This is a genomic window from Paracoccus sp. KKT209, assembly GCF_055635455.1.
In genome coordinates this window covers 207,566-230,348 of sequence record NZ_CM145758.1, presented here as the reverse complement: position 1 = coordinate 230,348, position 22,783 = coordinate 207,566, and the positions used below count along the sequence as shown (strand labels likewise).

The 22,783-nt window shown below is 67.7% G+C and carries 24 protein-coding genes; 13 read left to right on the top strand and 11 right to left on the bottom strand.

The features are described 5' to 3' along the window. Window positions 1–67: 67 nt before the first annotated feature. Window positions 68–868, top strand: a complete 801-nt coding sequence (locus tag ACZ2G3_RS01135; RefSeq protein WP_470397157.1) for a crotonase/enoyl-CoA hydratase family protein — start codon at window positions 68–70, stop codon at window positions 866–868. Between the two features lie 82 nt (window positions 869–950). Here ACZ2G3_RS01135 and ACZ2G3_RS01130 read toward each other — a convergent pair whose 3' ends face one another. From ACZ2G3_RS01130 to dapD, 3 genes are read right to left on the bottom strand one after another with little or no spacing between them, the layout of a single operon-like run. Continuing rightward, window positions 951–1,529: an exopolysaccharide biosynthesis protein gene (locus tag ACZ2G3_RS01130; protein ID WP_470397156.1), complete on the bottom strand. Its 579-nt coding sequence runs from the start codon at window positions 1,527–1,529 to the stop codon at window positions 951–953. A gap of 54 nt (window positions 1,530–1,583) precedes the next feature. Further along, complete coding sequence (locus ACZ2G3_RS01125; protein ID WP_470397155.1) at window positions 1,584–2,039, bottom strand: YaiI/YqxD family protein; 456 nt, start codon at window positions 2,037–2,039, stop codon at window positions 1,584–1,586. Further along, window positions 2,039–2,860, bottom strand: a complete 822-nt coding sequence (gene dapD / locus ACZ2G3_RS01120; RefSeq protein WP_470397154.1) for a 2,3,4,5-tetrahydropyridine-2,6-dicarboxylate N-succinyltransferase — start codon at window positions 2,858–2,860, stop codon at window positions 2,039–2,041. Before dapD ends, ACZ2G3_RS01125 begins: the two co-directional genes overlap by 1 nt. A 105-nt stretch (window positions 2,861–2,965) precedes the next feature. On the opposite strand from dapD, the gene ACZ2G3_RS01115 reads away from it, so the two are divergent. After that, complete coding sequence (locus ACZ2G3_RS01115) at window positions 2,966–3,802, top strand: LOG family protein (RefSeq protein WP_470397153.1); 837 nt, start codon at window positions 2,966–2,968, stop codon at window positions 3,800–3,802. Here the strand turns inward: ACZ2G3_RS01115 and ACZ2G3_RS01110 are convergent. Then, window positions 3,799–4,701, bottom strand: coding sequence for a hypothetical protein (locus ACZ2G3_RS01110; protein ID WP_470397152.1), 903 nt, complete (start codon window positions 4,699–4,701; stop codon window positions 3,799–3,801). The two genes, ACZ2G3_RS01115 and ACZ2G3_RS01110, sit on opposite strands and share 4 nt — an antisense overlap. Window positions 4,702–4,760: 59 nt before the next feature. Here ACZ2G3_RS01110 and ACZ2G3_RS01105 point away from each other — a divergent pair, with 59 nt between their 5' ends. Continuing rightward, complete coding sequence (locus ACZ2G3_RS01105; protein ID WP_470397151.1) at window positions 4,761–5,252, top strand: MarR family winged helix-turn-helix transcriptional regulator; 492 nt, start codon at window positions 4,761–4,763, stop codon at window positions 5,250–5,252. Here the strand turns inward: ACZ2G3_RS01105 and rlmN are convergent, their stop codons facing one another. Continuing rightward, entirely contained in the window at window positions 5,253–6,449 is a 1,197-nt protein-coding gene (gene rlmN / locus ACZ2G3_RS01100) for a dual-specificity RNA methyltransferase RlmN (RefSeq protein ID WP_470397150.1), read from the bottom strand. A 177-nt stretch (window positions 6,450–6,626) separates the two neighbouring features. Continuing rightward, a complete protein-coding gene (locus ACZ2G3_RS01095; RefSeq protein ID WP_419268768.1) occupies window positions 6,627–7,148 on the bottom strand; it encodes an invasion associated locus B family protein in 522 nt (173 codons plus the stop codon). 153 nt (window positions 7,149–7,301) lie between these two features. Between ACZ2G3_RS01095 and ACZ2G3_RS01090 the strand changes: the two genes are divergently transcribed. Further along, the gene (locus tag ACZ2G3_RS01090; protein WP_470397149.1) at window positions 7,302–8,288 is read left to right on the top strand and encodes an asparaginase; all 987 of its coding nucleotides are present in this window, start codon (window positions 7,302–7,304) and stop codon (window positions 8,286–8,288) included. 132 nt (window positions 8,289–8,420) lie between these two features. Here the strand turns inward: ACZ2G3_RS01090 and ACZ2G3_RS01085 are convergent, their stop codons facing one another. Both ACZ2G3_RS01085 and serB read right to left on the bottom strand, forming a co-directional pair. Next, complete coding sequence (locus tag ACZ2G3_RS01085; RefSeq protein WP_470397148.1) at window positions 8,421–9,179, bottom strand: TSUP family transporter; 759 nt, start codon at window positions 9,177–9,179, stop codon at window positions 8,421–8,423. A 64-nt stretch (window positions 9,180–9,243) separates the two neighbouring features. Next, window positions 9,244–10,122 (bottom strand): phosphoserine phosphatase SerB, encoded by an 879-nt coding sequence (gene serB, locus ACZ2G3_RS01080; RefSeq protein WP_470397147.1) that lies wholly within the window; start codon window positions 10,120–10,122, stop codon window positions 9,244–9,246. 133 nt (window positions 10,123–10,255) lie between these two features. Between serB and ACZ2G3_RS01075 the strand changes: the two genes are divergently transcribed. The 4 genes from ACZ2G3_RS01075 to hspQ all read left to right on the top strand — a co-directional run bounded on the left by ACZ2G3_RS01075 (window position 10,256) and on the right by hspQ (window position 14,335). Next, complete coding sequence (locus ACZ2G3_RS01075; RefSeq protein ID WP_470397146.1) at window positions 10,256–11,401, top strand: phosphoserine transaminase; 1,146 nt, start codon at window positions 10,256–10,258, stop codon at window positions 11,399–11,401. 105 nt (window positions 11,402–11,506) lie between these two features. Next, on the top strand, window positions 11,507–13,096 hold the full coding sequence (gene serA, locus ACZ2G3_RS01070; RefSeq protein WP_419268763.1) for a phosphoglycerate dehydrogenase: 1,590 nt from the start codon (window positions 11,507–11,509) through the stop codon (window positions 13,094–13,096). Window positions 13,097–13,172: 76 nt separating this feature from the next. Then, on the top strand, window positions 13,173–13,901 hold the full coding sequence (locus ACZ2G3_RS01065; protein WP_470397145.1) for a metallophosphoesterase: 729 nt from the start codon (window positions 13,173–13,175) through the stop codon (window positions 13,899–13,901). A 101-nt stretch (window positions 13,902–14,002) separates the two neighbouring features. Continuing rightward, window positions 14,003–14,335: a heat shock protein HspQ gene (hspQ, locus tag ACZ2G3_RS01060; protein ID WP_419268761.1), complete on the top strand. Its 333-nt coding sequence runs from the start codon at window positions 14,003–14,005 to the stop codon at window positions 14,333–14,335. A 6-nt stretch (window positions 14,336–14,341) separates the two neighbouring features. Here hspQ and ACZ2G3_RS01055 read toward each other — a convergent pair whose 3' ends face one another. Both ACZ2G3_RS01055 and ACZ2G3_RS01050 read right to left on the bottom strand, forming a co-directional pair. Continuing rightward, window positions 14,342–14,842 (bottom strand): ATP-binding protein, encoded by a 501-nt coding sequence (locus ACZ2G3_RS01055; protein ID WP_419268760.1) that lies wholly within the window; start codon window positions 14,840–14,842, stop codon window positions 14,342–14,344. Next, a complete protein-coding gene (locus ACZ2G3_RS01050; protein WP_419268758.1) occupies window positions 14,843–15,172 on the bottom strand; it encodes an STAS domain-containing protein in 330 nt (109 codons plus the stop codon). 303 nt (window positions 15,173–15,475) lie between these two features. Here ACZ2G3_RS01050 and ACZ2G3_RS01045 point away from each other — a divergent pair, with 303 nt between their 5' ends. The 5 genes from ACZ2G3_RS01045 to ACZ2G3_RS01025 all read left to right on the top strand — a co-directional run bounded on the left by ACZ2G3_RS01045 (window position 15,476) and on the right by ACZ2G3_RS01025 (window position 21,879). Continuing rightward, complete coding sequence (locus ACZ2G3_RS01045; RefSeq protein ID WP_470397144.1) at window positions 15,476–16,888, top strand: circularly permuted type 2 ATP-grasp protein; 1,413 nt, start codon at window positions 15,476–15,478, stop codon at window positions 16,886–16,888. Window positions 16,889–16,902: 14 nt separating this feature from the next. After that, on the top strand, window positions 16,903–17,859 hold the full coding sequence (locus ACZ2G3_RS01040; RefSeq protein WP_419268756.1) for an alpha-E domain-containing protein: 957 nt from the start codon (window positions 16,903–16,905) through the stop codon (window positions 17,857–17,859). Between the two features lie 3 nt (window positions 17,860–17,862). Beyond that, window positions 17,863–18,672, top strand: a complete 810-nt coding sequence (locus ACZ2G3_RS01035; protein WP_470397143.1) for a transglutaminase family protein — start codon at window positions 17,863–17,865, stop codon at window positions 18,670–18,672. Between the two features lie 94 nt (window positions 18,673–18,766). Next, the gene (locus ACZ2G3_RS01030) at window positions 18,767–19,492 is read left to right on the top strand and encodes an Ntn hydrolase family protein (protein ID WP_470399003.1); all 726 of its coding nucleotides are present in this window, start codon (window positions 18,767–18,769) and stop codon (window positions 19,490–19,492) included. A gap of 110 nt (window positions 19,493–19,602) precedes the next feature. Beyond that, window positions 19,603–21,879 carry an NADP-dependent malic enzyme gene (locus ACZ2G3_RS01025; protein ID WP_470397142.1) on the top strand — a complete coding sequence of 759 codons (2,277 nt, stop codon included), beginning with the start codon at window positions 19,603–19,605 and terminating at the stop codon, window positions 21,877–21,879. On the opposite strand, the gene trhO is transcribed toward ACZ2G3_RS01025, so the two are convergent. Further along, on the bottom strand, window positions 21,880–22,755 hold the full coding sequence (gene trhO, locus ACZ2G3_RS01020) for an oxygen-dependent tRNA uridine(34) hydroxylase TrhO (protein ID WP_470397141.1): 876 nt from the start codon (window positions 22,753–22,755) through the stop codon (window positions 21,880–21,882). It lies immediately after the preceding gene. Window positions 22,756–22,783: the final 28 nt, after the last annotated feature.

Genomic DNA, 22,783 nt, shown 5'->3' with positions numbered 1-22,783 from the left:
ACCCTCGACCCGGGCCGATGCGCGGGCTATCCCGATTGCGTCATGTGCAAAAGGGGAGGAGACCGTCATGCGCGACATCGGGGACCTGAAGCTGTCGAACATCCTGCTGGAGGTCGACGACGACGGCATCGCCAGCGTGACGCTGAACCGCCCGGACAAGCGCAACGCGCTGGATCTGGCCACGATCGAGGAACTGGTGGACATCTTCACCACCCTGCCCCGGGCCGGGGTCCGGGTGGCGATCCTGCGGGCGAACGGGCCGCATTTCAGCGCCGGTCTGGACCTGGTGGAACATCACCGCCAGAACCGCTCGGCCGCGGAGTTCATGCAGGTCTGCCTGCGCTGGCACGAGGCGTTCAACAAGATGGAATACGGCGGCGTCCCGGTGATCGCGGTCCTCAAGGGCGCGGTCGTGGGCGGCGGGCTGGAGCTGGCCTCGGCGGCGCATATCCGGGTGGCGGGGCCGGACACCTATTTCGGCCTGCCCGAGGGCCAGCGCGGCCTGTTCACCGGCGGCGGCGCGACCATCCGCGTGGCGGACCTGATCGGCAAGGCGCGGATGATCGACATGATGCTGTCGGGGCGGCTCTATCGCGGACAGGAGGCGGTGGATGTCGGCCTGTGCCAGTATCTGGAGGAGGATGCCGAGGCCCGCGCCCTGCAGATCGCGCGCGCGGCCGCACAGAACCCGCCGTTGTCGAACTTCGCCATCTGCTCGGCCATCAGCCACATGCAGAACATGAGCGCGCTGGACGCCGCCTATGCCGAAGCGGTCGTGGCCGGGATGGTCAACACCCAGGAGGCCGCGCGCGAGCGGCTGGCGGCCTTTGCCGACGGGACGGCGGCCCGGATCAAGCCGGTCGACTAGGGGCGCCATGCCGGTTTGCCGGCAGGCAGGGGGGCAGCGGGCGGCCGTGGCTTGATGCTCCGGCCGCCCCCTAGAACGGGGCTCAGGGCAGCAGGAACAGGACCAGGCCCGCGATCCCGCCGATCGCCAGGAAGCCCAGCAGGACAAAGATCCCGTCCCGCGCCAGCAGGCCGAAGGCCAGCAGGCTCACCACGATCCCCATCAGCGACGAGGTGAAGGGCACCAGTTCCAGGACCGGCATCGCCAGCCCGCAGCACAGGCAGACCGCCTGCACGATCCAGCGCATCGGGCGGCGCACCAGCGGCGTCAGCCGCTTGTCCGTGACCCGGTCCAGAAACCGAGCGGGCCGTTCCATCCAGTCCAGCGCCGTCCGCATCCTAGACCCGGGCACCTTCCGCCGCATCAGGAAGCCCGGCAGCCAGACGTGGTGGCGCCCGATCAGCATCTGCGCCGAGATCAGCGCGATCAGCATCCCGCAGATGCTGGAGAACAGCGGCACCCCCGACAGGGGCGACACCACCGCCAGTGCCGGGATCATCAGGTTTGGCGGCAGCGAATCCTCGCCCAGGGCCTGAACGACACGCTGGACGCTGACCCTGTCGTCATCCGCCGCCCCGCGCACGCGGCCGATCAGGTTGGTGATGATCTGGTCGTCGGGCATGGCCTGCTCCTGCATCTGCGCCGCCCAACGCGGGCCGCGCGCCAGGGTTTCGCCTCAGCCCGTGCGCCTGGCCGCCATCAGCAGCCGGTCCAGCGCCTGCAGGAACCGCGCCCGGTCGGCCTTGCCGAACGCCGCGCCGCCGCCCTGCCGGAACGGGTCAGCCGCCCGCAGGTCGGCCATCAGGTCGCGGGTCGCCAGGCGCGGCCCGATGTTCCTGGCATCCAGCACCTCGCCGGCATGGGTCAGCACCATGGCCCCGGCCTTGATGCAGCGATCGGCCAGCGGCAGGTCGCCCGTCACCACGACGTCACCCGGCCCGCAGCTGTCGGCGATCCACTTGTCAGCCTCGTCCGGGCCCGCGGCCACGATCTGCAGCCGGACCAGCGGATGCGTGGGCATCCGCAGCCCGCCGTTGCAGACCAGCACCATCGGCACACCCATGCGGACGGCGACCCGCTCGGCCTCGGCCTTGACCGGGCAGGCGTCCGCATCGATGTAGAGCGTGGTCATCAGTCGCGCAGCAGCTCGTTGATCGAAGTCTTGGACCGCGTCCGCGCGTCGACCCGCTTGACGATCACCGCACAGTACAGGTTCACGCCGTTCTTCGACGGCAACGTGCCCGAGACGACGACCGAACCCGCCGGAACCTCGCCATAGGTCACCTCGCCCGTCTCGCGGTCGACGATCTTGGTCGACTGGCCGATATAGACGCCCATGCCCAGGACCGAGCCCTCGCGGACGATGCAGCCCTCGACCACCTCGGAGCGTGCGCCGATGAAGCAGTCGTCCTCGATGATCGTGGGACCGGCCTGCAGCGGCTCCAGCACGCCGCCGATGCCGACGCCGCCCGACAGGTGGACGTTGCGGCCGATCTGCGCGCAGGAGCCCACGGTCGCCCAGGTGTCGACCATCGTGCCCTCGCCCACATGGGCGCCCAGGTTCACGAAGGAGGGCATCAGCACCGCACCCTTGCCGATGAAGGCGCTGCGGCGGACGATGGCGCCCGGCACGGCGCGGAACCCCGCCTCGCGCCACTGGTTGTCGCCCCAGCCGTGGAATTTCGACGGCACCTTGTCCCACCAGTTCGACCCCTGCGGACCGCCCGACATCTCTTCCATGTCGTTCAGGCGGAAGGACAGCAGCACAGCCTTTTTCGCCCACTGGTTCACATGCCAGTCCGCGCCGCGCTTTTCGGCCACGCGCAGGGTGCCGTTGTCCAGCTGGCGCAGGGTGTCCTCGACCGCATCGCGGGTCTCGCCCCGGGTGGCGCTGGTGATGTCGGCGCGGCCTTCCCATGCGGCTTCGATGGCGGTTTCCAGGGCTTGGGTCATGGCGGCCTCTCCTCGGGCAGGCGGGTGGGTGGAAAATCTCCGTTCCGGGCTATATGCGTCGGGGAAAGCCCGCGCAATCCGCGCAAGGGCGCTTATGAGGCTTTGATGAACGACGACCTGCCCGAAGAGGACCGCGTCCACACCCTGCCCCACAGCGATGAGGACGTCGCCCGCGCCGGCCATGTTCCCGACACGCCCCAGACCCGTGCCCCCTCCTATCGCCTGGCCTTCACCGACCGCGAGTTCCTGCTGCGCGAAGAGCTGCGGTCCGTCCGGCTGCAGCTGGAACTGCTGAAGCCGCAGATGATCATGGACGAATACGGCATCGAATCGACCGTGGTGATGTTCGGCGGCGCCCGGATCCCGTCGCCCGACGGGATCCGGACGGCGCGCACCACCGCCCTGGCCGAGCTGTCGGAATATTACGAGCAGGCCCGCCTTTTCGCCCACCGGATGACCGAACGCAGCCTGGCGGCCAAGGGTAGGGAATTCGTGATCTGTACCGGCGGCGGTCCCGGCGTCATGGAGGCCGGCAACAAGGGTGCGGCCGAAGCGGGCGGCGTGTCCATCGGCCTGGGGATCGTGCTGCCGTTCGAACAGGCGCCCAATGCCTATGTGACGCCGGACCTGTGCTTCAACTTCCACTATTTCGCGGTCCGCAAGATGCATTTCCTGATGCGCGCCCGCGCCGTCACCGTCTTTCCCGGCGGCTTCGGCACCCTGGACGAACTGTTCGAAACGCTGACGCTGATCCAGACGGGGCGCATGGCACGCATCCCCATCCTGCTGTTCGGCGCGGCCTTCTGGGACGGCATCATCAACTGGCAGGCCCTGGCGGATGCGGGCACGATCAGCCAAAGCGACCTGCAATTGATCCGCTATGTCGAAACCGCCGAAGACGCGGTGCAGATCATCGACAGCTGGCCGAAGCCGGACTTCTAGGCGGAGCCGACCGGCTGGGGGCGGCGCATCAGCATCAGCAGGACGCCCGCCCCGACCAGCAGCCCCGCCAAAAGGAACGCCTGCGGCAGCGGCTCGGCGAACAGCCACAGCGCGCCGGCCGCGCCGGTCACGGCCGCCACCGGCCCCAGCAGCGACAGCGTCACCGGCCCGCCCAGCCTTTGCAGCTGGAAGAAGGCCAGGTACTGGATCACGAAGATCGCGATATCCAGGCCGACCAGCGACCGCAGCCCCGGCTGGTGCCAGAGCGGCCCCGCCCCCGCCTCCAGGACCAAGGCCAGCGGCACGCAGGCCAGTCCCGCCATCAGCAGCGTCAGCGCCGACAGGGTCAGGGGGCGCGCCCCGGCGGGCCAATAGCGGCTGCGATAGATGTTGCCCAGGGCGATCACCACCGGCATCGCGGTCGCGGCGATCAGCCAGGCAGTCGCCTGCGCCGGCAGTTCGGTCAGCTTGGCCAGCGCCAGGATCAGCCCGCCCGCCAATCCCAGGACCACGGCCAGCGTGCGGCGGGGATCGGCACGCTCCAGTCCCAGCAGGCGGGCCAGCCCCCAGGTCAGCAGGATCGGAAAGGCAAAGGTCAGCGCGATGTAGCCGGCCCCGACATGCGCCACGGCCAAATACCCCAAGGCCATCGGCCCCGCCAGCAGCACCCCCGCCCCCGCTGCATAGGGCAGCATCCGTGCCGCGCCCCGCAGTTGGCCCATCATCGCCGCCAGCAGCAATTGCACGGCGCCGCCGCCGGCCAGCACCGTCCCCAGGAACCAGATCATCGGCGCCCCGCTGTCCGAGGCGATGCGCGAGATCAGGATCGTCACCGCCAGCGCCGCCCCGGCGGTCACCAGGCAGCCCAGCATCATCAGCGATCCGTGATTGTCGTTCATTGTCCTGCCCCGATCGATCTGCTATTATCTTACCATAAACAATCTTTATGGAAAGATAAATGAGTTCTGCCGATCGCGCCGCGCGGGCCGCGCAATCCTGGCGCCGCGAGCGTCCCGACCTGGATGTCGAGGCGATGGAGATCATCGGCCGTCTGAACGAGCTGTCGGCCCTGCTGTCGCGCCAGCTGCAGGCGGTCTTTGACGAGTTCGGGTTGCAGGCCGGAGAATTCGACGTGCTGGCGACCCTGCGCCGGGCCGGTGCGCCCTTTCGCCTGACGCCCACCGCGCTTTACGAGGCGACGATGCTCAGTTCGGGCGGCATGACCGCCCGCCTGGACCGGCTGGAGCGGCGCGACCTGATCCGGCGCCTGCCCAATCCGCAGGACAGGCGCGGCACGCTGGTCGAACTGACGGAAGAGGGGCTGGCGCTGATCGACCACGCCATCGCGCCCCATGCCGCGAATGAGACGCGGCTGCTGGCCGGCCTGACGGCCGAAGAGCGCCTCGCGCTGAAGGCGCTGCTGGAACGGCTGGGGGCGGTGCTGCCCTGATCAGCCGGCCTCGGCCTCGATCTGGGCGCGCGACTTGCGGCCCCGTTCGGTGGCCGATTTCAGCTGGCCGCAGGCAGCCATGATATCCTCGCCGCGCGGCGTGCGGATCGGGCTGGCATAGCCGGCGTTGTGGATGATGTCGGCAAAGGCATGGATGCGGTTGTTGCTGGACCGCTTGTAGGGCGCGCCGGGCCATTCATTGAACGGGATCAGGTTGATCTTGGCCGGAATGCCCTCGATCAGCCGCACCAGGCGGTGGGCATCCTCGTCGCTGTCGTTGACGCCGGCCAGCATCACATATTCAAAGGTGATCCGCTCGCTGTTGGTCAGGCGCGGGTATTCGCGCAGCGTGGCCAGCAGCGTCTCGATGTTCCAGCGCTTGTTGATGGGCACCAGACGGTCGCGCACCTCGTCGGTGGTGGCGTGGAAGCTGACGGCCAGCAGGCAGCCGATTTCCCGCGCCGTGCGGGCAATCTCCGGCACGACGCCGCTGGTCGACAAGGTGATGCGGCGGCGGGACAGGGACAGGCCCTCGTTGTCCATCACCACCTTCATCGCGTCGCGCACGTTCTCGAAGTTGTAGAGCGGCTCGCCCATGCCCATCAGCACCAGGTTGCTGACCAGGCGCGTCTCGTCCTTGGGCGCGCCCTGCACGGGCCATTCGCCCAGGTCGTCGCGCGCGACCAGCAGCTGGCCCACGATCTCGCCGGCGGTCAGGTTGCGCACCAGCTTCTGCGTGCCGGTATGGCAGAAGGAACAGGTCAGCGTGCAGCCCACCTGGCTGCTGACGCAAAGCGTGCCACGGCCTTCTTCGGGGATATAGACGGCCTCGACCTCGTGGCCGCCGGCGATCTTCAGCAGGTATTTGCGGGTGCCGTCGGCGCTGACTTGGCGGGTCACGATCTCGGGCAGGGAGATCTCGAACCGGTCGGCCAGAAGGGCGCGATAGTCCTTGGCCAGGTTGGTCATCTGGGCGAAATCGCGCACGCCCCAGTGATAGACCCACTGCCAGACCTGGCCCACGCGCATCTTGGCCTGCTTTTCTGGCGTGCCGGCGACGATCAGCGCCTCGCGCAGCTGGTCGCGCGTCAGGCCCACGATGTTCACGAGCCCACCTTCCGGCAGCTTGCGCGGGATGGTCAGCACGTCTTGCGTGATCGGGGCCGCGCCTGCGGCCTGCGGAAGAAGGACGGTCATGAGCCTACCGGGATTCTGCGTGAAGACCTGCAGATAGGCCAGGCGAGGCCGGAAATCAACCGGCCTTGCCCGAACGGCCCCTGGCCGGATGTTCTGGAATGGGGTGGATGTTCTGAAAGGGTCACCCCGAGGTGACGGGGCAGGTGACGGGGGGCACAGCCCCCCATCCGCTTGGCCTTACTGGCAGCGTGCGCGTGCCGTGTTCGTCGCGGCGGTGATGCCCGACAGGCTGAACGTGTCCTTTGTGGTGGTTCCGCGGGCCGAGCGCCCGGTCACAACGGCCGAGGACCCGCCGCGCAGGGCGCCGATCAGGGAATCGTCGTCCGAGGCGCTGCCGGTCCAGGCGCTTTCACCTTCGGTGAACAGGTTGAACTTGCGCCCGCCCACATCGACCTCGACCGTCGAATCCGGGGCGAAGGGATAGCCGCCGGTAAAGGAGACTTCGCCGTTCTGGCCCGGACGATAGGCCACATAGAGCCGGATGTCGCCGCGCGCCACCTCGGTGGGCTGGCCGTTGCGGGTGTTGATCGTCGATTTCGGGGGCGAGACGGCCCAACATTCGCGCGGGTTGTCCGCCGCGAACACGGTCCAGTCGCCCTCGGTCGCCACGACGTTGTTCGATTCTTGCGCGACCGCCGTACCCAGTCCGGCAATCAGGACAAGGCCTGCGCCGATGCCGCGCAGCGTGGTGGTAATCATGCTCTGGCCTCCTGCCATTCGTTTCGCCACTTGTGCGGCGTTGTTCCGCGATTGCTGTGGTCTTTTCAACCATCTGCCGCCAGAATAGCGAAAATCGCCGCCCGAGAAAGGGCACGCAAGCGAAATCGCGCAATTGTCAGGGAGAAAATCACGATGCGGTCTGCCGAGATGATCGAACTGCGGCGCGGCGACATGCGCGAAAGCCTGCATCGCGGCCATGCGATCATCTGCGACGCCCATGGCGTGGTCGAGGCCTGGGGAAAGCCCTCGCAGATCGTGTTTCCCCGGTCCTCGTGCAAGATGATACAGGCCCTGCCGCTGATCGAAAGCGGCGCGGCGGATGCGGCGGGGCTGACCGACCGGCAGCTGGCCCTGGCCTGTGCCAGCCATTCCGGATCGGCCATGCATGTGCGCGCGGTGGACGAATGGCTGACCGGGCTGGACATGGCCGAAGGCGACCTGCGCTGCGGCAGCCACATGCCCGGCGACCCGGCCGAATACCGGCGGCTGCTGTGTTCGGACACGGCGCCCTGCCAGCTGCACAACAACTGCTCGGGCAAGCATGCGGGGTTCCTGACGCTGAACCGGCACCTGCAGGGCGGGCCGGAATATGTCGAACCGGCCCATCCGGTGCAGCAGGCCGTCAAGGCCGCCTTCGAGGAGGTCACCGAAGAGACCAGCCCCGGCTACGGCATCGACGGCTGCTCGGCCCCGAACTGGGCCAGTTCGCTGGAGGGTCTGGCGCGGGCGATGGCGCGCTTTGCCAATCCTGGCGCGGACCGGCGCGGCGAGGCGATGCGGCGGCTGGTGGACGCGATGCGCGCCTACCCTGAGATGGTGGCGGGCGAAGGTCGGTCCTGCACGGCGCTGATGCGCGCCATGGGCGGCGGCGTGGCGGTCAAGACCGGGGCCGAGGCGGTCTTTGTCGCGATCCTCCCCCAGCAGGGCCTGGGCGTCGCGCTGAAGATCAGCGACGGCGCCACCCGCGCCAGCGAGGCCGCGATCACCGCGCTGCTGATCCACCTGGGCGTGCTGGATGCCGCGGACCCGGTTGCGCAGCGCTACCTGAACGGCCCGATCCTGAACTGGCGCGGCCTGAAGACCGGCGAATTGCGCTGCGCATCGGGGTTTCCTGCCTGAACCTGCGGTTGGCCGCCCCAGCGTCACGAAAACGACGCGCAACCATTCTTTCATTGCCGCCGTGGGCCGGTCCCCATTTGCCCGCATGTCCCAGGCCGGTGCCCCTTGGCAGAGCGGGCGCCGGCAGCAGGGTCAGATCATCTGCCAGATCAGCCGCAGCGCCAGCACGGTCGAGGTCGTCACCAGAAGCGGCTTGATCAGCCGCGCGCCCACCCGTGATGCCAGCCGGGCCCCCAGCATCGCGCCGGCAATCTGGGCCGCGCCCATGGCGATGCCCAGCAGCCACATCGGCTGCCCGACCAGCGCAAAGGCCCCCAGCCCGCCCAGGTTCGAGGCGAAGTTCAGCAGCTTGGTATGCGCCGTCGCCTTCAGCACGCCGTATCCCGCCAGCGTGACAAAGCCGATCATGTAGAAGGCCCCCGCGCCCGGCCCGATCAGCCCGTCATAAAAGCCGATAAAGGGCACGACCGTCATGGCAAAGACCGCGGGCGTCAGCCGCCGCGTCCGGTCCAGGTCGTTCAGGCCGGGCTTGAAGGCGAAAAACAGCGCGATGCCGATCAGGATCACCGGCAGCACTAGGCGCAGGCCGTCCATCGGGATCGCGCTGACCAGCACCGCCCCCGCGGCGCCCGCCGCCCCGGCCAGCAGCGCCGAGCCCCACTGGCTGCGCAGATCGACCAGACCGCGCGCCGCATAATTGAGCGCGGCGGTTCCCGCGCCAAAGACGCCCTGCACCTTGTTCGTGGCCAGCGCCTGCGCCGGGGATAGCCCCGCCAGCATCAGCACCGGCAGCGTGATCAGCCCGCCGCCCCCCGCGATCGAATCGACAAAGCCCGCCGCAAAGGCGGCCCCGATCAGCAGCAGGAACAGGTCAGGGCCGAGGTCGATCATGGCATCGCTCCGCAGGGACGGGCATGGCGCCCTGCAACATGTCGGTGAGAGGGGGCCGCCCGGGTCAGGGCGTCACGAAATCGTCCGCGCCGTAGCCCTGCAGGTACAGCAGCGCCGTCAGGTCGCCGTGGTTGATGCGGATCTGGGCCTGCGCGGCCACGACCGGCTTGGCATGCAGCGCGACGCCCGCCCCCGCCAGCTGGATCATGCCTAGGTCATTGGCACCGTCGCCCACGGCGATGGCGTTCTGCGCGGTGGTGCCCAGATGCGCGGCGATCTGCTGCAGCGCCTCGACCTTGGCCTCGCGGCCCAGCACCGGCAGGGCGACATGGCCAGTCAGCACGCCATCCTCCGCCAGCAGCGTGTTGGCGCGGTGTTCGTGAAAGCCCAGCCGATCCGCCACCGCCGCGGTAAAGGCCGTGAAGCCGCCCGAAACCAGCGCGGTATGGGCATCATGCGCGCGCATCGTGGCCACTAGGGTTGCCCCGCCCGCGGCCACCGTGATGCGGTCGCGCAGCACGGTGCCGATCACCTCCTCGGAGAGGCCCGCCAACAGGCTCACGCGTTCGATCAGCGCCTCGTGAAAGTTCAGCTCGCCGTTCATGGCGCGGGCGGTGATCTGGGCCACGCGGGCGCCGACGCCGGCGAAATCGGCCAGTTCGTCGATGCATTCCTGGTCGATCATGGTCGAATCCATGTCCGCGATCAGGATACGCTTGCGCCGCCCCTCGGTCGGCTGAATGGCCAGGTCGATGCCGATCCGCTGCAGGTCCGACCAGACCTGGTCCGCATCGGCGGGGACAGGGCCGATGTCGAATTCGGCGGCGATCCCCGGCGCCAGGACCCGCGGGGCGCTGCCCTGCCAGCGGCTGGCTAGCCCGCCCGGCAGGTCACCATCCAGGTTGGCGGCGGCGGGCGAGGCGATCAGCGAGACGGTGAACATGGGACGGTCATCCTTTGGTCGACAGGTGCGGTGTAAGCCAAAGATTTTTCTTGCGCCAGAGACGGCGGGGCTTTACCCCGGTCCGTGGGACACCCCTCCCCAACGAGGGGCTTTTAGCTGGAAGGCTAGCCACATGAACGATCATCCGATCCCGGCCGCGCGGCCGGCAAATCCGCGTTTTTCTTCTGGCCCCTGCGCCAAGATCCCCCATTACAATCTGGACATGCTGTCGGACGCGCCCCTGGGCCGGTCGCATCGCGCCGCCATCGGCAAGTCCAAGCTGGCCGAGGCCATCGACCTGACCCGCGAGGTTCTGGGCGTGCCGGCCGATTACCGCATCGGCATCGTCCCCGGTTCCGATACCGGCGCGGTCGAGATGGCGATGTGGTCGCTGCTGGGCCAGCGCCCGGTCGAAATGCTGGCCTGGGAAAGCTTTGGCGAAGGCTGGGTCACCGACGCGGTCAAGCAGCTGAAGCTGGACGCCACCGTCCGCAAGGCCGATTACGGCAAGATCGTTGATCTGGCCGAGGTCGACTTTGACCGCGATGTCGTCTTTACCTGGAACGGCACCACCAGCGGCGTGCGCGTCCCGAACGGCGATGCGATCCCCAAGGGTCGCGACGGCCTGACCATCTGCGACGCGACCAGCGCGGCCTTTGCCATGGACCTGACCTGGGACAAGCTGGATGTGGTCACCTTCAGCTGGCAGAAGGTGCTGGGCGGAGAGGGCGCGCATGGCATGCTGATCCTGTCCCCGCGCGCGGTTGAGCGGCTGGAGACTTATACCCCCGCCTGGCCGCTGCCCAAGATCTTCCGCATGACCAAGGGCGGCAAGCTGATCGAGGGCATCTTCAAGGGCGAGACGATCAACACGCCCTCGATGCTGGCGGTCGAGGATTACCTGGTCGCGCTGAAATGGGCCCAAGGCTTGGGCGGGTTGTCCGCGCTGATCGCGCGGGCGGATGCCAATGCGGCGGCCGTGCGCGATTTCATCGCCGACAAGGACTGGATCGCCGATCTGGCCGAGGATCCGGCGACGGCATCGACCACCAGCGTCTGCCTGAAATTCACCGATCCGGCGATCAGGGACGGCGCGGGTTTCGCCAAGGCCGTGGCCAAGCGGCTGGAGAAGGAAGGCGTGGCGCTGGACGCCGGTGCCTATCGCGACGCGCCCGCAGGCCTGCGCCTCTGGTGCGGATCGACGGTCGAAACCAGCGATGTCGCGGCGCTGATGCCGTGGATCGAATGGGCCTATCGCGCCGAACTGGCCGCGCAGTAAGCGACCACGCCGGGGGCCAGCCCCCGGACAGCCCGGATATTTTTAACGAAGAAGCAGGACGTCAGCGTGGCCAGGCCCGGACGTTCCCAGACAAGGATGAATGACATGCCGAAGGTTCTCGTGTCCGACAAGCTGTCGGAAACTGCCGTCCAGATCTTTCGCGATCGCGGCGTCGAGGTGGATTACCTGCCCGATCTGGGCAAGGACAAGGAAAAGCTGGCCGAGGTCATCGGGCAGTATGACGGCCTGGCGATCCGGTCCGCGACCAAGGTGACCGAGAAGCTGCTGGAGCAGGCCGCGAACCTGAAGGTGATCGGCCGCGCCGGCATCGGGGTGGACAACGTGGACATCCCGGCCGCCAGCAAGAAGGGCGTCATCGTGATGAACACGCCCTTCGGCAACAGCGTGACCACGGCAGAACATGCCATCGCGATGATGTTCGCGGTCGCACGCCAGCTGCCCGAGGCCAGCGTCTCGACCCATGCGGGCAAGTGGGAGAAGAACCGCTTCATGGGGGTCGAGCTGTTCAACAAGACCCTGGGCGTGATCGGGGCGGGCAATATCGGCTCGATCGTGATCGACCGCGCCCTGGGGCTGCACATGAAGGTGCTGGCCTTTGACCCCTTCCTGTCAGAGGAGCGCGCCAAGGAGCTGGGCGTCGTCAAGGTCGAGCTGGACGACCTGCTGGGCCGGGCTGATTTCATCACCTTCCACGTGCCGCTGACGGAAAAGACCAAGAACATCCTGTCGCGGGACGCCATCGCCAAGCTGAAGAAGGGCGTGCGGATCATCAACTGCGCCCGCGGCGGCCTGGTGGACGAGGAGGCGCTGGCCGAGGCGCTGAAGGACGGCCGCGTGGCAGGCGCAGCCTTCGACGTCTTCGCGGTCGAACCGGCCACGGACAGCCCGCTGTTCAACCTGCCGAACGTCGTGGTGACGCCGCACCTGGGCGCCTCCACGACCGAGGCGCAGGAGAACGTCGCCCTGCAGGTGGCCGAGCAGATGTCGGACTATCTGCTGACCGGCGCGGTGCAGAACGCGCTGAACATGCCCTCGGTCACCGCCGAGGAGGCCGCGGTCATGGGTCCCTGGATCAAGCTGGCCGCGCATCTGGGGGCCTTCGTGGGCCAGATGACGGATGAGCCGATCAAGGCGATCAACGTGCTGTATGACGGCGTCGTGTCGGAAATGAACCTGAACGCGCTGAACGCCGCCGTCATCGCGGGCGTGATGAAGGCCACGAACCCGGACGTGAACATGGTCTCGGCCCCGGTCATGGCCAAGGAGCGAGGGGTCCAGGTGTCGACGACCCGGCAGGACAAGGCGGGCGTCTTCGAGGGCTATATCAAGCTGACCTGCGTGACCGGCACGCGCGAGCGGTCGATCGCGGGCACGGTCTTCAGCGACGGCAAGCCGCGCTTCATCCAGATCCGCGGGATCAACGTGGACGCCGAAGTGGGCCAGCACATGCTCTATACCCGCAACAAGGACGTGCCGGGCGTGATCGGCGCCCTGGGGATGACGCTTGGCGACCTGGGCGTGAACATCGCGAACTTTACTCTGGGCCGCTCGGCCAGCGGGGCCGAGGCGATCGCGATCCTGTACCTGGACGAGGCGATCGGCGACGAGGCCCTGGCCGCCCTGGAGTCCACGGGCAAGTTCCTGCAGGCCCGCCGGCTGCAATTCGAGGTTTGACCTTGCAGTCGCGCGCCCTTACCCAAGGGCGCGCGGCCCCGCCTGACCCAGCCCGCGCCACGGCAAGGACGACAGGATGCGACTTTACGCGATCGGCGACATCCACGGACATCTGGACCTGCTGAAGGCCGCGCATGAGCGGATCTTTCGCGATGGCGGGCCCGACGCGCCGATCGCGCATGTGGGCGACCTGATCGACCGGGGGCCGGATTCGCGCGGGGTGGTGGACCACCTGATGCGGGGACAGCGCGCCGGCCGCCCCTGGATCGTCACGCGCGGCAATCACGATCGCTTCCTGCCGGCCTTTCTGCGCGATGCCGACTGGATCGACCCCGGCCTCTCCTCGGGGCAGCACTGGGTGGACCATCCCGGCCTGGGGGCGGCGGCGACGCTGCGCTCCTATGGCATCGACTCCGACCAGCCGCGCCCTGCCCTGCTGGCCGAGGCGCAACGGGCCGTCCCTGCCAGTCATGCCGATTTCCTGGCCGCCCTGCCGCTGTGGCACCTGCATCCCCTGGCGCTGGTCGTGCATGCGGGGATCCGCCCCGGCGTCGATCTGCAGCGACAGGTCGAGGATGACCTGGTCTGGATCCGCGGCCCGTTCCTGGAAAGTGGCGCCGATTTCGGGCCGCTGGTCGTGCATGGACATACCGCGCTGGAGGCGCCGAGGCTTTATTCCAACCGGCTGAACCTGGACGGGGGCGCGGCCTATGGGCGCCCCTTGACGGCGGTGGTGATCGAGCCGGGCGCCGTGCACCTGCTCACGGATGAGGGGCGCGTGCCGCTGGAGGCCGCACGCGGCTGACCCGGAACGGCGGCGGTTGGGGAGCGGTGGACAGAATCGCCTGCGCCCCCTAAAAGGCGCGCTGATTTTTCGCATTTCCGAAGCAAGAGGACATCATCCGGATGCAGGCCCAAAGCCGCCACGCCAAGTACAGCCTGGGACAGGTGGTGCGGCATCGGAGCCGTCCCTTCCGGGGCGTCATCTTCGACGTCGACCCCGAATTCGCCAATACCGAGGAATGGTACGAGTCGATCCCAGAGGATTGCCGTCCCGACAAGGACCAGCCCTTCTACCATCTCTATGCCGAGACCGAGGCCACCTATTACGTGGCCTATGTCTCCGAGCAGAACCTCGAGCCCGACTGCTCCGGAGAGCCGCTGGATCACCCCGAAGTGGGTGACATGTTCGGCGCCTTTCAGGACGGGCGCTATGACCTGGTGGCGCCTGTCAACTGAGGCGCGTCAGGACTGGGCAAAGGGGATGCAGAAGGCCAGGTAGTTGCGGCTGCCCTCGCGGTAATAGCACAGCGCCTGAGTCAGGTCCTGGATCAGGAACCAGCCGAAGCCGCCCTCGGGCAGGTCGTCTGGCAGCAGCGGGGGCAGGCTGCGGGGCAGCAGGCATTCCTCGGGCAGCGACACCCCGTCATCGGTCAGCGCGCAGGCCAGGCCGGACTTGTGGCGCACGATCGACAGGTGGATCACCGGCAGGCGCCCGGCGCCCATCAGCTGCGGATCGTCGCAGATCGGCGCATGTTCGGCGACATTGTTCATCACCTCGGCCAGAACCAGCTCAAGCCGCCCCAGGGTATCCTCGCTGACCTCGTCGCGAAAGCGATGGCGCACATCCTGCAGCGTGTCGCGCACGGTGATCGGATGGGCGTTCAGGATCCTGTGGAACATGGGCTGGGTCTGGGCCGAAGGGCGGTTGCCCAGGCCGGGGTCGGATCGACTGGTCGGGGTCATTCACAGGGGCTCCTTCTGAGCAGGGGTGGGACGGATGTCGAAGACGCTGTCCATGCGCGTCAGCCGGAAGACGCGCTCCACGTTCGGGGTCAGGGCGCACAGCACCAGGGCCAGGTTCTCGGGCAGGCTCTTGCGGACGGCGATCATGGCGCCCAGGCCCGAACTGTCCATGAAATCGACCGAGGCCATGTCCAGATGGACGGGCTTGCGGTTCTTGACCACGATCTCGCGCAGCTTGTCCTTGAACAGGGTCGCAATCGCGGCATCGATCCGGGGCTCGGTCACCTTGATGTTGAGATGGGTCTCGGCATCCTCGACGATGAACTGCATGATCAAACCTTCCTTGCGCTTCCTTGCCTTGACTAGCCCGAATTCGTTACGATCCCGTAAGCGCAAGCCGCGCGTGCAGGGCCGGAAAAGCCGCGCATTTGAGCGATGCCCGCACCGCTGACGCCGCGGGGGCTGCCTGCGAATGCGGCACCCGGCCTGCTTTCGGGGCAGATCAGGGCGCGCCTGCCCCGGCGATTGCGAAACTATCGGGCAAGGGCGGCGGTTCTGCAGTGGACTTCGCGCAACCGCTCCCGGATCATCGGGCGGGACGACCCGGATAAGAATGCGCCAAGCAGAGGGGGGATGATGAGTTGCTATAACGAGATGTTCGAGGGCGATCGCGTCCGTGAGCCCTATGCGCGGCTTCGCGAATGGGTCGAGACCATGCCCGACGACTTCCGCCAGATGAAGCAGGCCGAGGCCGAGGCGCTGTTCCGCCGCATCGGCATCACCTTCGCCGTCTATGGCGAAGGGGGCGATCCTGACCGCCTGATCCCCTTCGACATGATGCCCCGCGTCTTTGAACAGGCCGAATGGCGCCGCCTGGAGCGCGGCATCAAGCAGCGCGCCCGCGCGCTGAACGCCTTCCTGCGGGACGTCTATGGCCGGGGCGAGATCATCCGGGCCGGGCGCATCCCGGCGCGCCTGGTCTATCAGAACGACGCCTATGAAAAGGCGGTGGTGGGTTTCGTGCCCCCGCGCGGCGTCTATTCCCACATCATCGGCATCGACCTGGTCCGCACCGCCAAGGACGAATTCTACGTGCTGGAGGACAACTGCCGCACGCCGTCGGGGGTCAGCTACATGCTGGAAAACCGCGAGATCATGATGCGCATGTTCCCGCAGCTGTTCCGCCAGAACCGGATCGAGCCGGTGGACCAGTATCCCGACCTGCTGCGCCGCACGCTGGAATCGGTGGCGCCCGCGAAATGCAGCGACCGGCCGACCTGCGTGATCCTGACGCCGGGCCATTACAACAGCGCCTATTACGAGCACAGCTTTCTGGCCAACCTGATGGGGGTCGAGCTGGTCGAGGGGCAGGACCTGTTCGTGGACGGCGAATTCGTCTACATGCGCACGACGACGGGGCCCAAGCGCGTCGACGTGATCTATCGCCGGATCGACGATCCCTTCCTGGACCCGCTGTGCTTTCGCCCGGATTCGATGCTGGGCATTCCGGGGCTGATGGATGTCTATCGGTCGGGGGGCGTTTCGATCTGTTCGGCACCGGGCGCCGGCGTGGCCGACGACAAGGCCATCTACACCTTCGTCCCCGAGATGATCCGGTTCTATCTGGGCGAGGAGCCGATCCTGAACAACGTCCAGACCTGGACGCTGTGGAAGGACGACGATTACCGCTATGTCATGGAGCACCTGGGCGAGTTGGTCGTCAAGGAGGTCCACGGATCGGGCGGCTATGGCATGCTGGTCGGTCCCAAGTCGACCAGGGAGGAGATCGAGGCCTTTCGCGCCAAGATCCAGGCCAACCCTTCGAACTACATCGCCCAGCCCACGCTGGCGCTGTCGACCTGTCCGACCTTCGTGGAGGAAGGCATCGCGCCGCGCCACGTGGACCTGCGCCCTTATTGCCTCTGCGGCGACCGGATCGAGCTGGTGCCGGGGGGCCTGACGCGCGTGGCGCTGCGCGAGGGGTCGCTGGTCGTGAACTCGTCGCAGGGCGGGGGTGTCAAGGACACCTGGGTCCTGTCGGAATGAGAGGGGGGAACACCATGCTCAGCCGCACCGCCTCGAACCTGTTCTGGATGGGCCGCCACCTGGAACGCGCCGAAACCGCCGCGCGCCTCCTGGACGTGGGCCAGCGCATCACGCTGTTGCCCAACACCGAGGCCGGCTACCAGAACGAGTGGAATTCGCTGCTGCAGGCGTCGGGCACCGCGTCGCTGTTCGCGCAGAAATATGGCGAGATCACGCAGGAGAAGATCGAGGAATTCATCTTCTTCGACCGCGACAACCCCTCCTCGGTCGCCAGCTGCCTGGAAAAGGCGCGCGAGGCGGGGCGGATCGTGCGCACGGCGCTGACCAGCCAGGTCTGGGACGCGCTGAACGTCTCCTACCAGGAGCTGCGGCGCATCGAGCGCATGCCGCGTGCGAAACTGGACACGGCCTCGCTGACGGATTTCACCACCGGCCACACCTCGACCGTGCGCGGCGCGATCAACGCGACGCAACTGCGCAACGACGGCTGGCATTTCATGAACCTGGGCTATGGGCTGGAACGGGCGGACGCGACGGCGCGCCTTCTGGACGTGAAATACTTCGTCCTGCTGCCGCGGATCGAGTTCGTGGGTTCGGGACTGGACACCTATCAGTGGCAGGTGATCCTGCGGGCGCTGTCGGCGCACCGGGCCTATCATTGGGCCTATGGCGGCGACATCACGGCGGGCCAGGTGGCGGATTTCCTGATCCTGAACGGCGAAAGCCCGCGGTCGCTGATCACCTCCCTCTATGAGGCGGTCTGGCACCTGGACGGGCTGGTGCGCCGCTATGGCGACGGGGTGCCGACCAGCGCCCGCGACAAGGCGCGCGAGGTGCTGACCGGCCTGCAGGCGCGCCAGATCGACATGATCTTCGACGAGGGCCTGCATGAGTTCCTCAGCTGGTTCATCAACGAGCTGGGCACCGTGTCGAACCTGGTGCACCAGGATTACCTGCTTGGGGGGGCATGAGCCATGAAGCTGCGGATCAGCCACGAGACCGTCTATCGCTATGACCGCCCGATCCGGAACCTGGTGCAGAGCCTGCGCCTGACGCCCTCGGTCTTCGAGGGGCAGAAGACCCATGACTGGCAGATCGACGTGTCGGGGGGCATCCGGGGGCCCGGCTTCCGCGACGGGGCGGGCGACTGGATCGAGGGCTGGACCGTGCGCGGCCCGGTGGACCAGGTGACGGTCCGGGTCGAGGGCCGGATCGACACCCGGGACATGGCCGGCGTCCTGCGCGGCCACCGCGAGGCGATCCACCCGCTGACCTATCTGCGCGACACTGCTCCGACCATGCCCGACCCTGCCCTGCGCGAACTGGCCCGTTCCGTGACCGGGGCTGCGGACAGCCTAGACCTTGCGCATCGGCTGTCGGCGCTGATCAGCGACCACATCGCCTTTCGCCCGGGCGTCACGCAGTCCGGCACCACCGCCGCGCAGGCGCTGGCTCTGGGCGAAGGCGTCTGCCAAGACCACAGCCACGCGCTGACCGCGCTGGCGCGCCTGCGGGGGATGCCCGCGCGCTATGTCTCGGGCTATCTGCATTCGACGGTGGACGGGCAGGCCCATGACGCCGCCCATGCCTGGGCCGAGATCCATGTCGAGGGCCTGGGCTGGGTCGGTTTCGACGCCGCCAACCGCTGCTGCCCCGATGAGCGTTATGTGCGGCTGGGATCGGGTCTGGATGCGGCCGAGGCCGCGCCCATCCGCGGCGTGGCCCTGGGCAGCGGGTCCGAGCAGCTGGATGTCAGCGTCCGGGTCGAGGAGATGGCCCAGTAGCCGCCGCGCCCGATCCGGTCCCCAAACAACCGATTGCAGCCCCGGCGCGCAGGCCCTAGCCTGCCTGCCGGACATGGAACGGGAAGACCTGGCAATGACCTATTGCGTCGGATTGAAACTGAATGCCGGGCTTGTGCTTTTGTCCGATACCCGCACCAATGCCGGGCTGGACAACATCTCGTGCTACCGCAAGATGTTCTTCTTCGGGAACCGGGACGAACGCGTCATCACCATCATGACCGCGGGCTCGCTTTCGATCACCCAGACCACCATCGCCCGCCTGGAGGAGGCGATCGAGGACGACCTGGCGGACGAGACGACCTCGATCCTCAAGGCGCCGACCATGCTGCGCGTGGCCACGATCATCGGCGACACCCTGTCCCGCACCCGCCGCGACATTGCCGACCAGTTCCGCGACCTGAAACAGCAGGCCTCGGCCAGCATGATCGTCGGGGGCCAGCGACGCGGCGGCGACATGCGCCTGTTCCTGATCTATCCCGAGGGCAACTTCATCGAGGCGACCGAGGACACGCCCTTCCTGCAGATCGGAGAGCATAAATACGGCAAGCCGATCCTGGACCGGGTGGTGACGCCCGCGACCAGCCTGGCCGATGCGCAGAAGGCCGTGCTGCTGTCGATGGATTCGACCCTGCGGTCGAACCTGTCCGTCGGCATGCCGCTGGACCTGGCGGTGATCGAGCGCGACGCCTGCCGCGTGACCACCCGGCGGCGCATCCTGGACGGCGACCCCGATTTCGCCCGGATGAGCGCCGCCTGGTCCGCCGCCCTGCGCGACAGCTTTGTCAAGGTCACGATCTGACGGCGCGGCCGGTCATTTCCGGGAGTTTTTGGCGCCTCTCCGACCCCATGCGCGTTGCCGCACCGGGGCCGTCGCGTTAAGCAGTCCCCAGACCAGTTCCGGGGGACCCCATGACCGACAAGACCAGCCGCACCCGCATCACCCCCGAAGAGGCGCTGGCCTATCACATGGAGCCGCGGCCGGGGAAATACGACATCGTCGCCTCCACCCCCATGACCACGCAGCGCGACCTGTCGCTGGCCTATTCGCCGGGCGTCGCGGTGCCGGTGCAGGCCATCGCCGACCGACCGGAAACGGCCTATGACTATACCACCAAGGGCAACATGGTCGCCGTCATCTCGAACGGCACCGCGATCCTGGGGATGGGCAATCTGGGCGCGCTGGCCTCCAAGCCGGTGATGGAGGGCAAGGCGGTCCTCTTCAAGCGCTTCGCCGACGTGAACGCCATCGACCTGGAGCTGGACACCGAGGACGCGGATGAGTTCATCAACGCCGTCAAGCTGATGGGCCCGACCTTCGGGGGCATCAACCTGGAGGACATCAAGGCGCCCGAATGCTTTATCATCGAGCAGCGCCTGAAGGAGCTGATGGATATCCCGGTCTTCCATGACGACCAGCACGGCACGGCGGTGATCTGCGCTGCCGGCCTGTTGAACGCGCTGGAACTGTCGGGCAAGCGGATCGAGGACGTGAGGATCGTCCTGAACGGCGCAGGGGCTGCGGGTATCGCCTGCCTTGAGCTGCTGAAGTCGATGGGCGCGCGGCACGAGAACTGCATCATGTGCGACACCAAGGGGGTCATCTACCAGGGCCGGACCGAGGGCATGAACCAGTGGAAATCGGCCCATGCGGTCGTGACCGACGCCCGCAGCCTGGAAGACGCCATGAAGGGCGCCGACGTCTTCCTGGGCGTCAGCGCCAAGGGCGCCGTGACCCAGGACATGGTCGCCAGCATGGCCGACAACCCGGTGATCTTTGCAATGGCGAACCCGGACCCCGAGATCACGCCCGAGGATGCCCATGCCGTCCGCCCCGACGCCATCGTGGCCACGGGGCGCAGCGATTACCCGAACCAGGTCAACAACGTCCTGGGCTTTCCCTACCTGTTCCGCGGCGCGCTGGACATCCATGCCCGCGCCATCAACGACGAGATGAAGATCGCCTGCGCCGAGGCCCTGGCCCGGCTGGCGCGCGAGGATGTCCCCGACGAGGTCGCCATCGCCTATGGCCGCAAGCTGCAGTTCGGCCGCGACTACATCATCCCGACGCCCTTTGATCCGCGGCTGATCCATGTCGTGCCGCCCGCCGTGGCCCGCGCAGGCATGGACACGGGCGTCGCGCGGCGCCCGATCATCGACATGGATGGCTATGTCCAGTCGCTGAAGAACCGCATGGACCCGACGGCGGCGATCCTGCAGGGCATCCATGCCCGCGCGCGCCAGAAACAGGCCCGGATGATCTTTGCCGAAGGGGACGACCCGCGCGTGCTGCGCGCCGCCGTCGCCTGGCAGCGTGGCGGCATGGGCCAGGCGCTGGTCGTCGGCCGCGAGGCGGAGGTCAAGGCCGAGCTTCAGGCCCTGGGCATGGGCGATGCGTTCCGCGAGATCAGCGTGATCAACGCCGCCAACAGCCGCCACATGGAGGCCTATCACCAGTTCCTCTACGAGCGCCTGCAGCGCAAGGGTGTCGACCGGGAGGACGCGACCAAGCTGGCCAACCGCGATCGCCACATCTTTGCGGCGCTGATGCTGGCGCATGGCCATGGGGACGGGCTGGTGACCGGGGCCACGCGCAAGAACGCGCCGGTGCTGGCGCAGATCGGCCATGTCTTCGACGTGCGGCCCCAGGACGGGGCGGTGGGCATCACGGCCGTCCTGCACCGGGGGCGGATCGTGCTGATCGGCGACACGCTGGTCCATGAATGGCCCGAGGCCGAGGATCTGGCCGACATCGCCACCCGCGGCGCGGCCGTGGCGCGGGGCTTGGGCCTCGATCCGCGCGTGGCCTTTTTGTCCTTTTCGAACTTCGGCTATCCGGTCAGCGAACGTGCCATCAAGATGGCCGAGGCGGCCAAGGTGCTGGACCGCCGTGGTGCCGATTTCGAATACGAGGGCGAGATGACCGTCGACGTCGCCCTGAACCCCGAGGCCGCCGCGCGTTACCCGTTCAGCCGCCTGACCGCGCCCGCCAATGTGCTGGTCGTGCCGGCGCGGCATTCGGCCTCGATCTCGGTCAAGCTGATGCAGGAGATGGCCGGGGCCACGGTCATCGGGCCGATCCTGACGGGCGTGTCCAGGCCGATCCAGATCTGCTCGACCAACTCGACCGTCAGCGACATCCTGAACATGGCGGCCATCGCGGCGGGCGGCGTGGGCGCGCAGAACTGATCAGGCGTCGCGGTCGAACTGGCGCTGGCGCTCGCGGAAACGGGCGCGGTCGTCGGCGGAATATTCCTCCGCGCAGCGATGGCAGCAGACGCCCTCCTCGAATTCGGGGCGGGCGCGATCCTCGGGCGCCAGGGGACGGCGGCAGGCGTGACACAACCCGTGCCGCCCTGGGCTCAGCCCATGGGTTAGGCTGACACGCTGGTCGAAGACAAAGCACTCGCCCTGCCAGCGGCTGTCCTGGGCGGGAACCTCCTCCAGGTATTTCAGGATGCCGCCCTGAAGGTGATAGACCTCCTCCACGCCCTGCGAGATCAGGTAATTGGTGGATTTCTCGCAGCGGATGCCGCCGGTGCAGAACATCGCGATGCGCTTTCCCTGGAATCGCTCGGCGTTCTGCTGCCACCAGGCCGGAAAGTCGCGAAAGCTTTTGGTGCCGGGATCGACGGCGCCCTGAAAGCTGCCGATCTGCACCTCGTAATCGTTGCGCGTGTCGATGACGGCCACATCAGGCGCCTCGATCAGCGCGTTCCAGTCGGCGGGGGCGACATAGCGGCCGACGGCGGCGGTCGGGTCCACGTCGGGCTGGCCCATGGTCACGATCTCGCGCTTCAGCCGGACCTTCATCCGGGCAAAGGGCGGCGTCTCGGCGGTGCTTTCCTTCCAGTCCAGCGCGGCAAAGCCCGGCCAGGCGCGGATGTGGTCCAGCACCGTCATGATCCCGCCCTGCGGCCCCGCGATGGTGCCGTTCACACCCTCGGGCGCCAGAAGCAGCGTGCCGCAGAGGCCTTGCGCCCGGCACAGGTCCAGAAGCGGCCCCTGGCAGGCCTGGGGGTCGGGAAGACGGGCGAAATGATACAGTGCGGCAACGGTCAGCATGGGCGCGGCCTTAGCGGGCCGCGCCGGG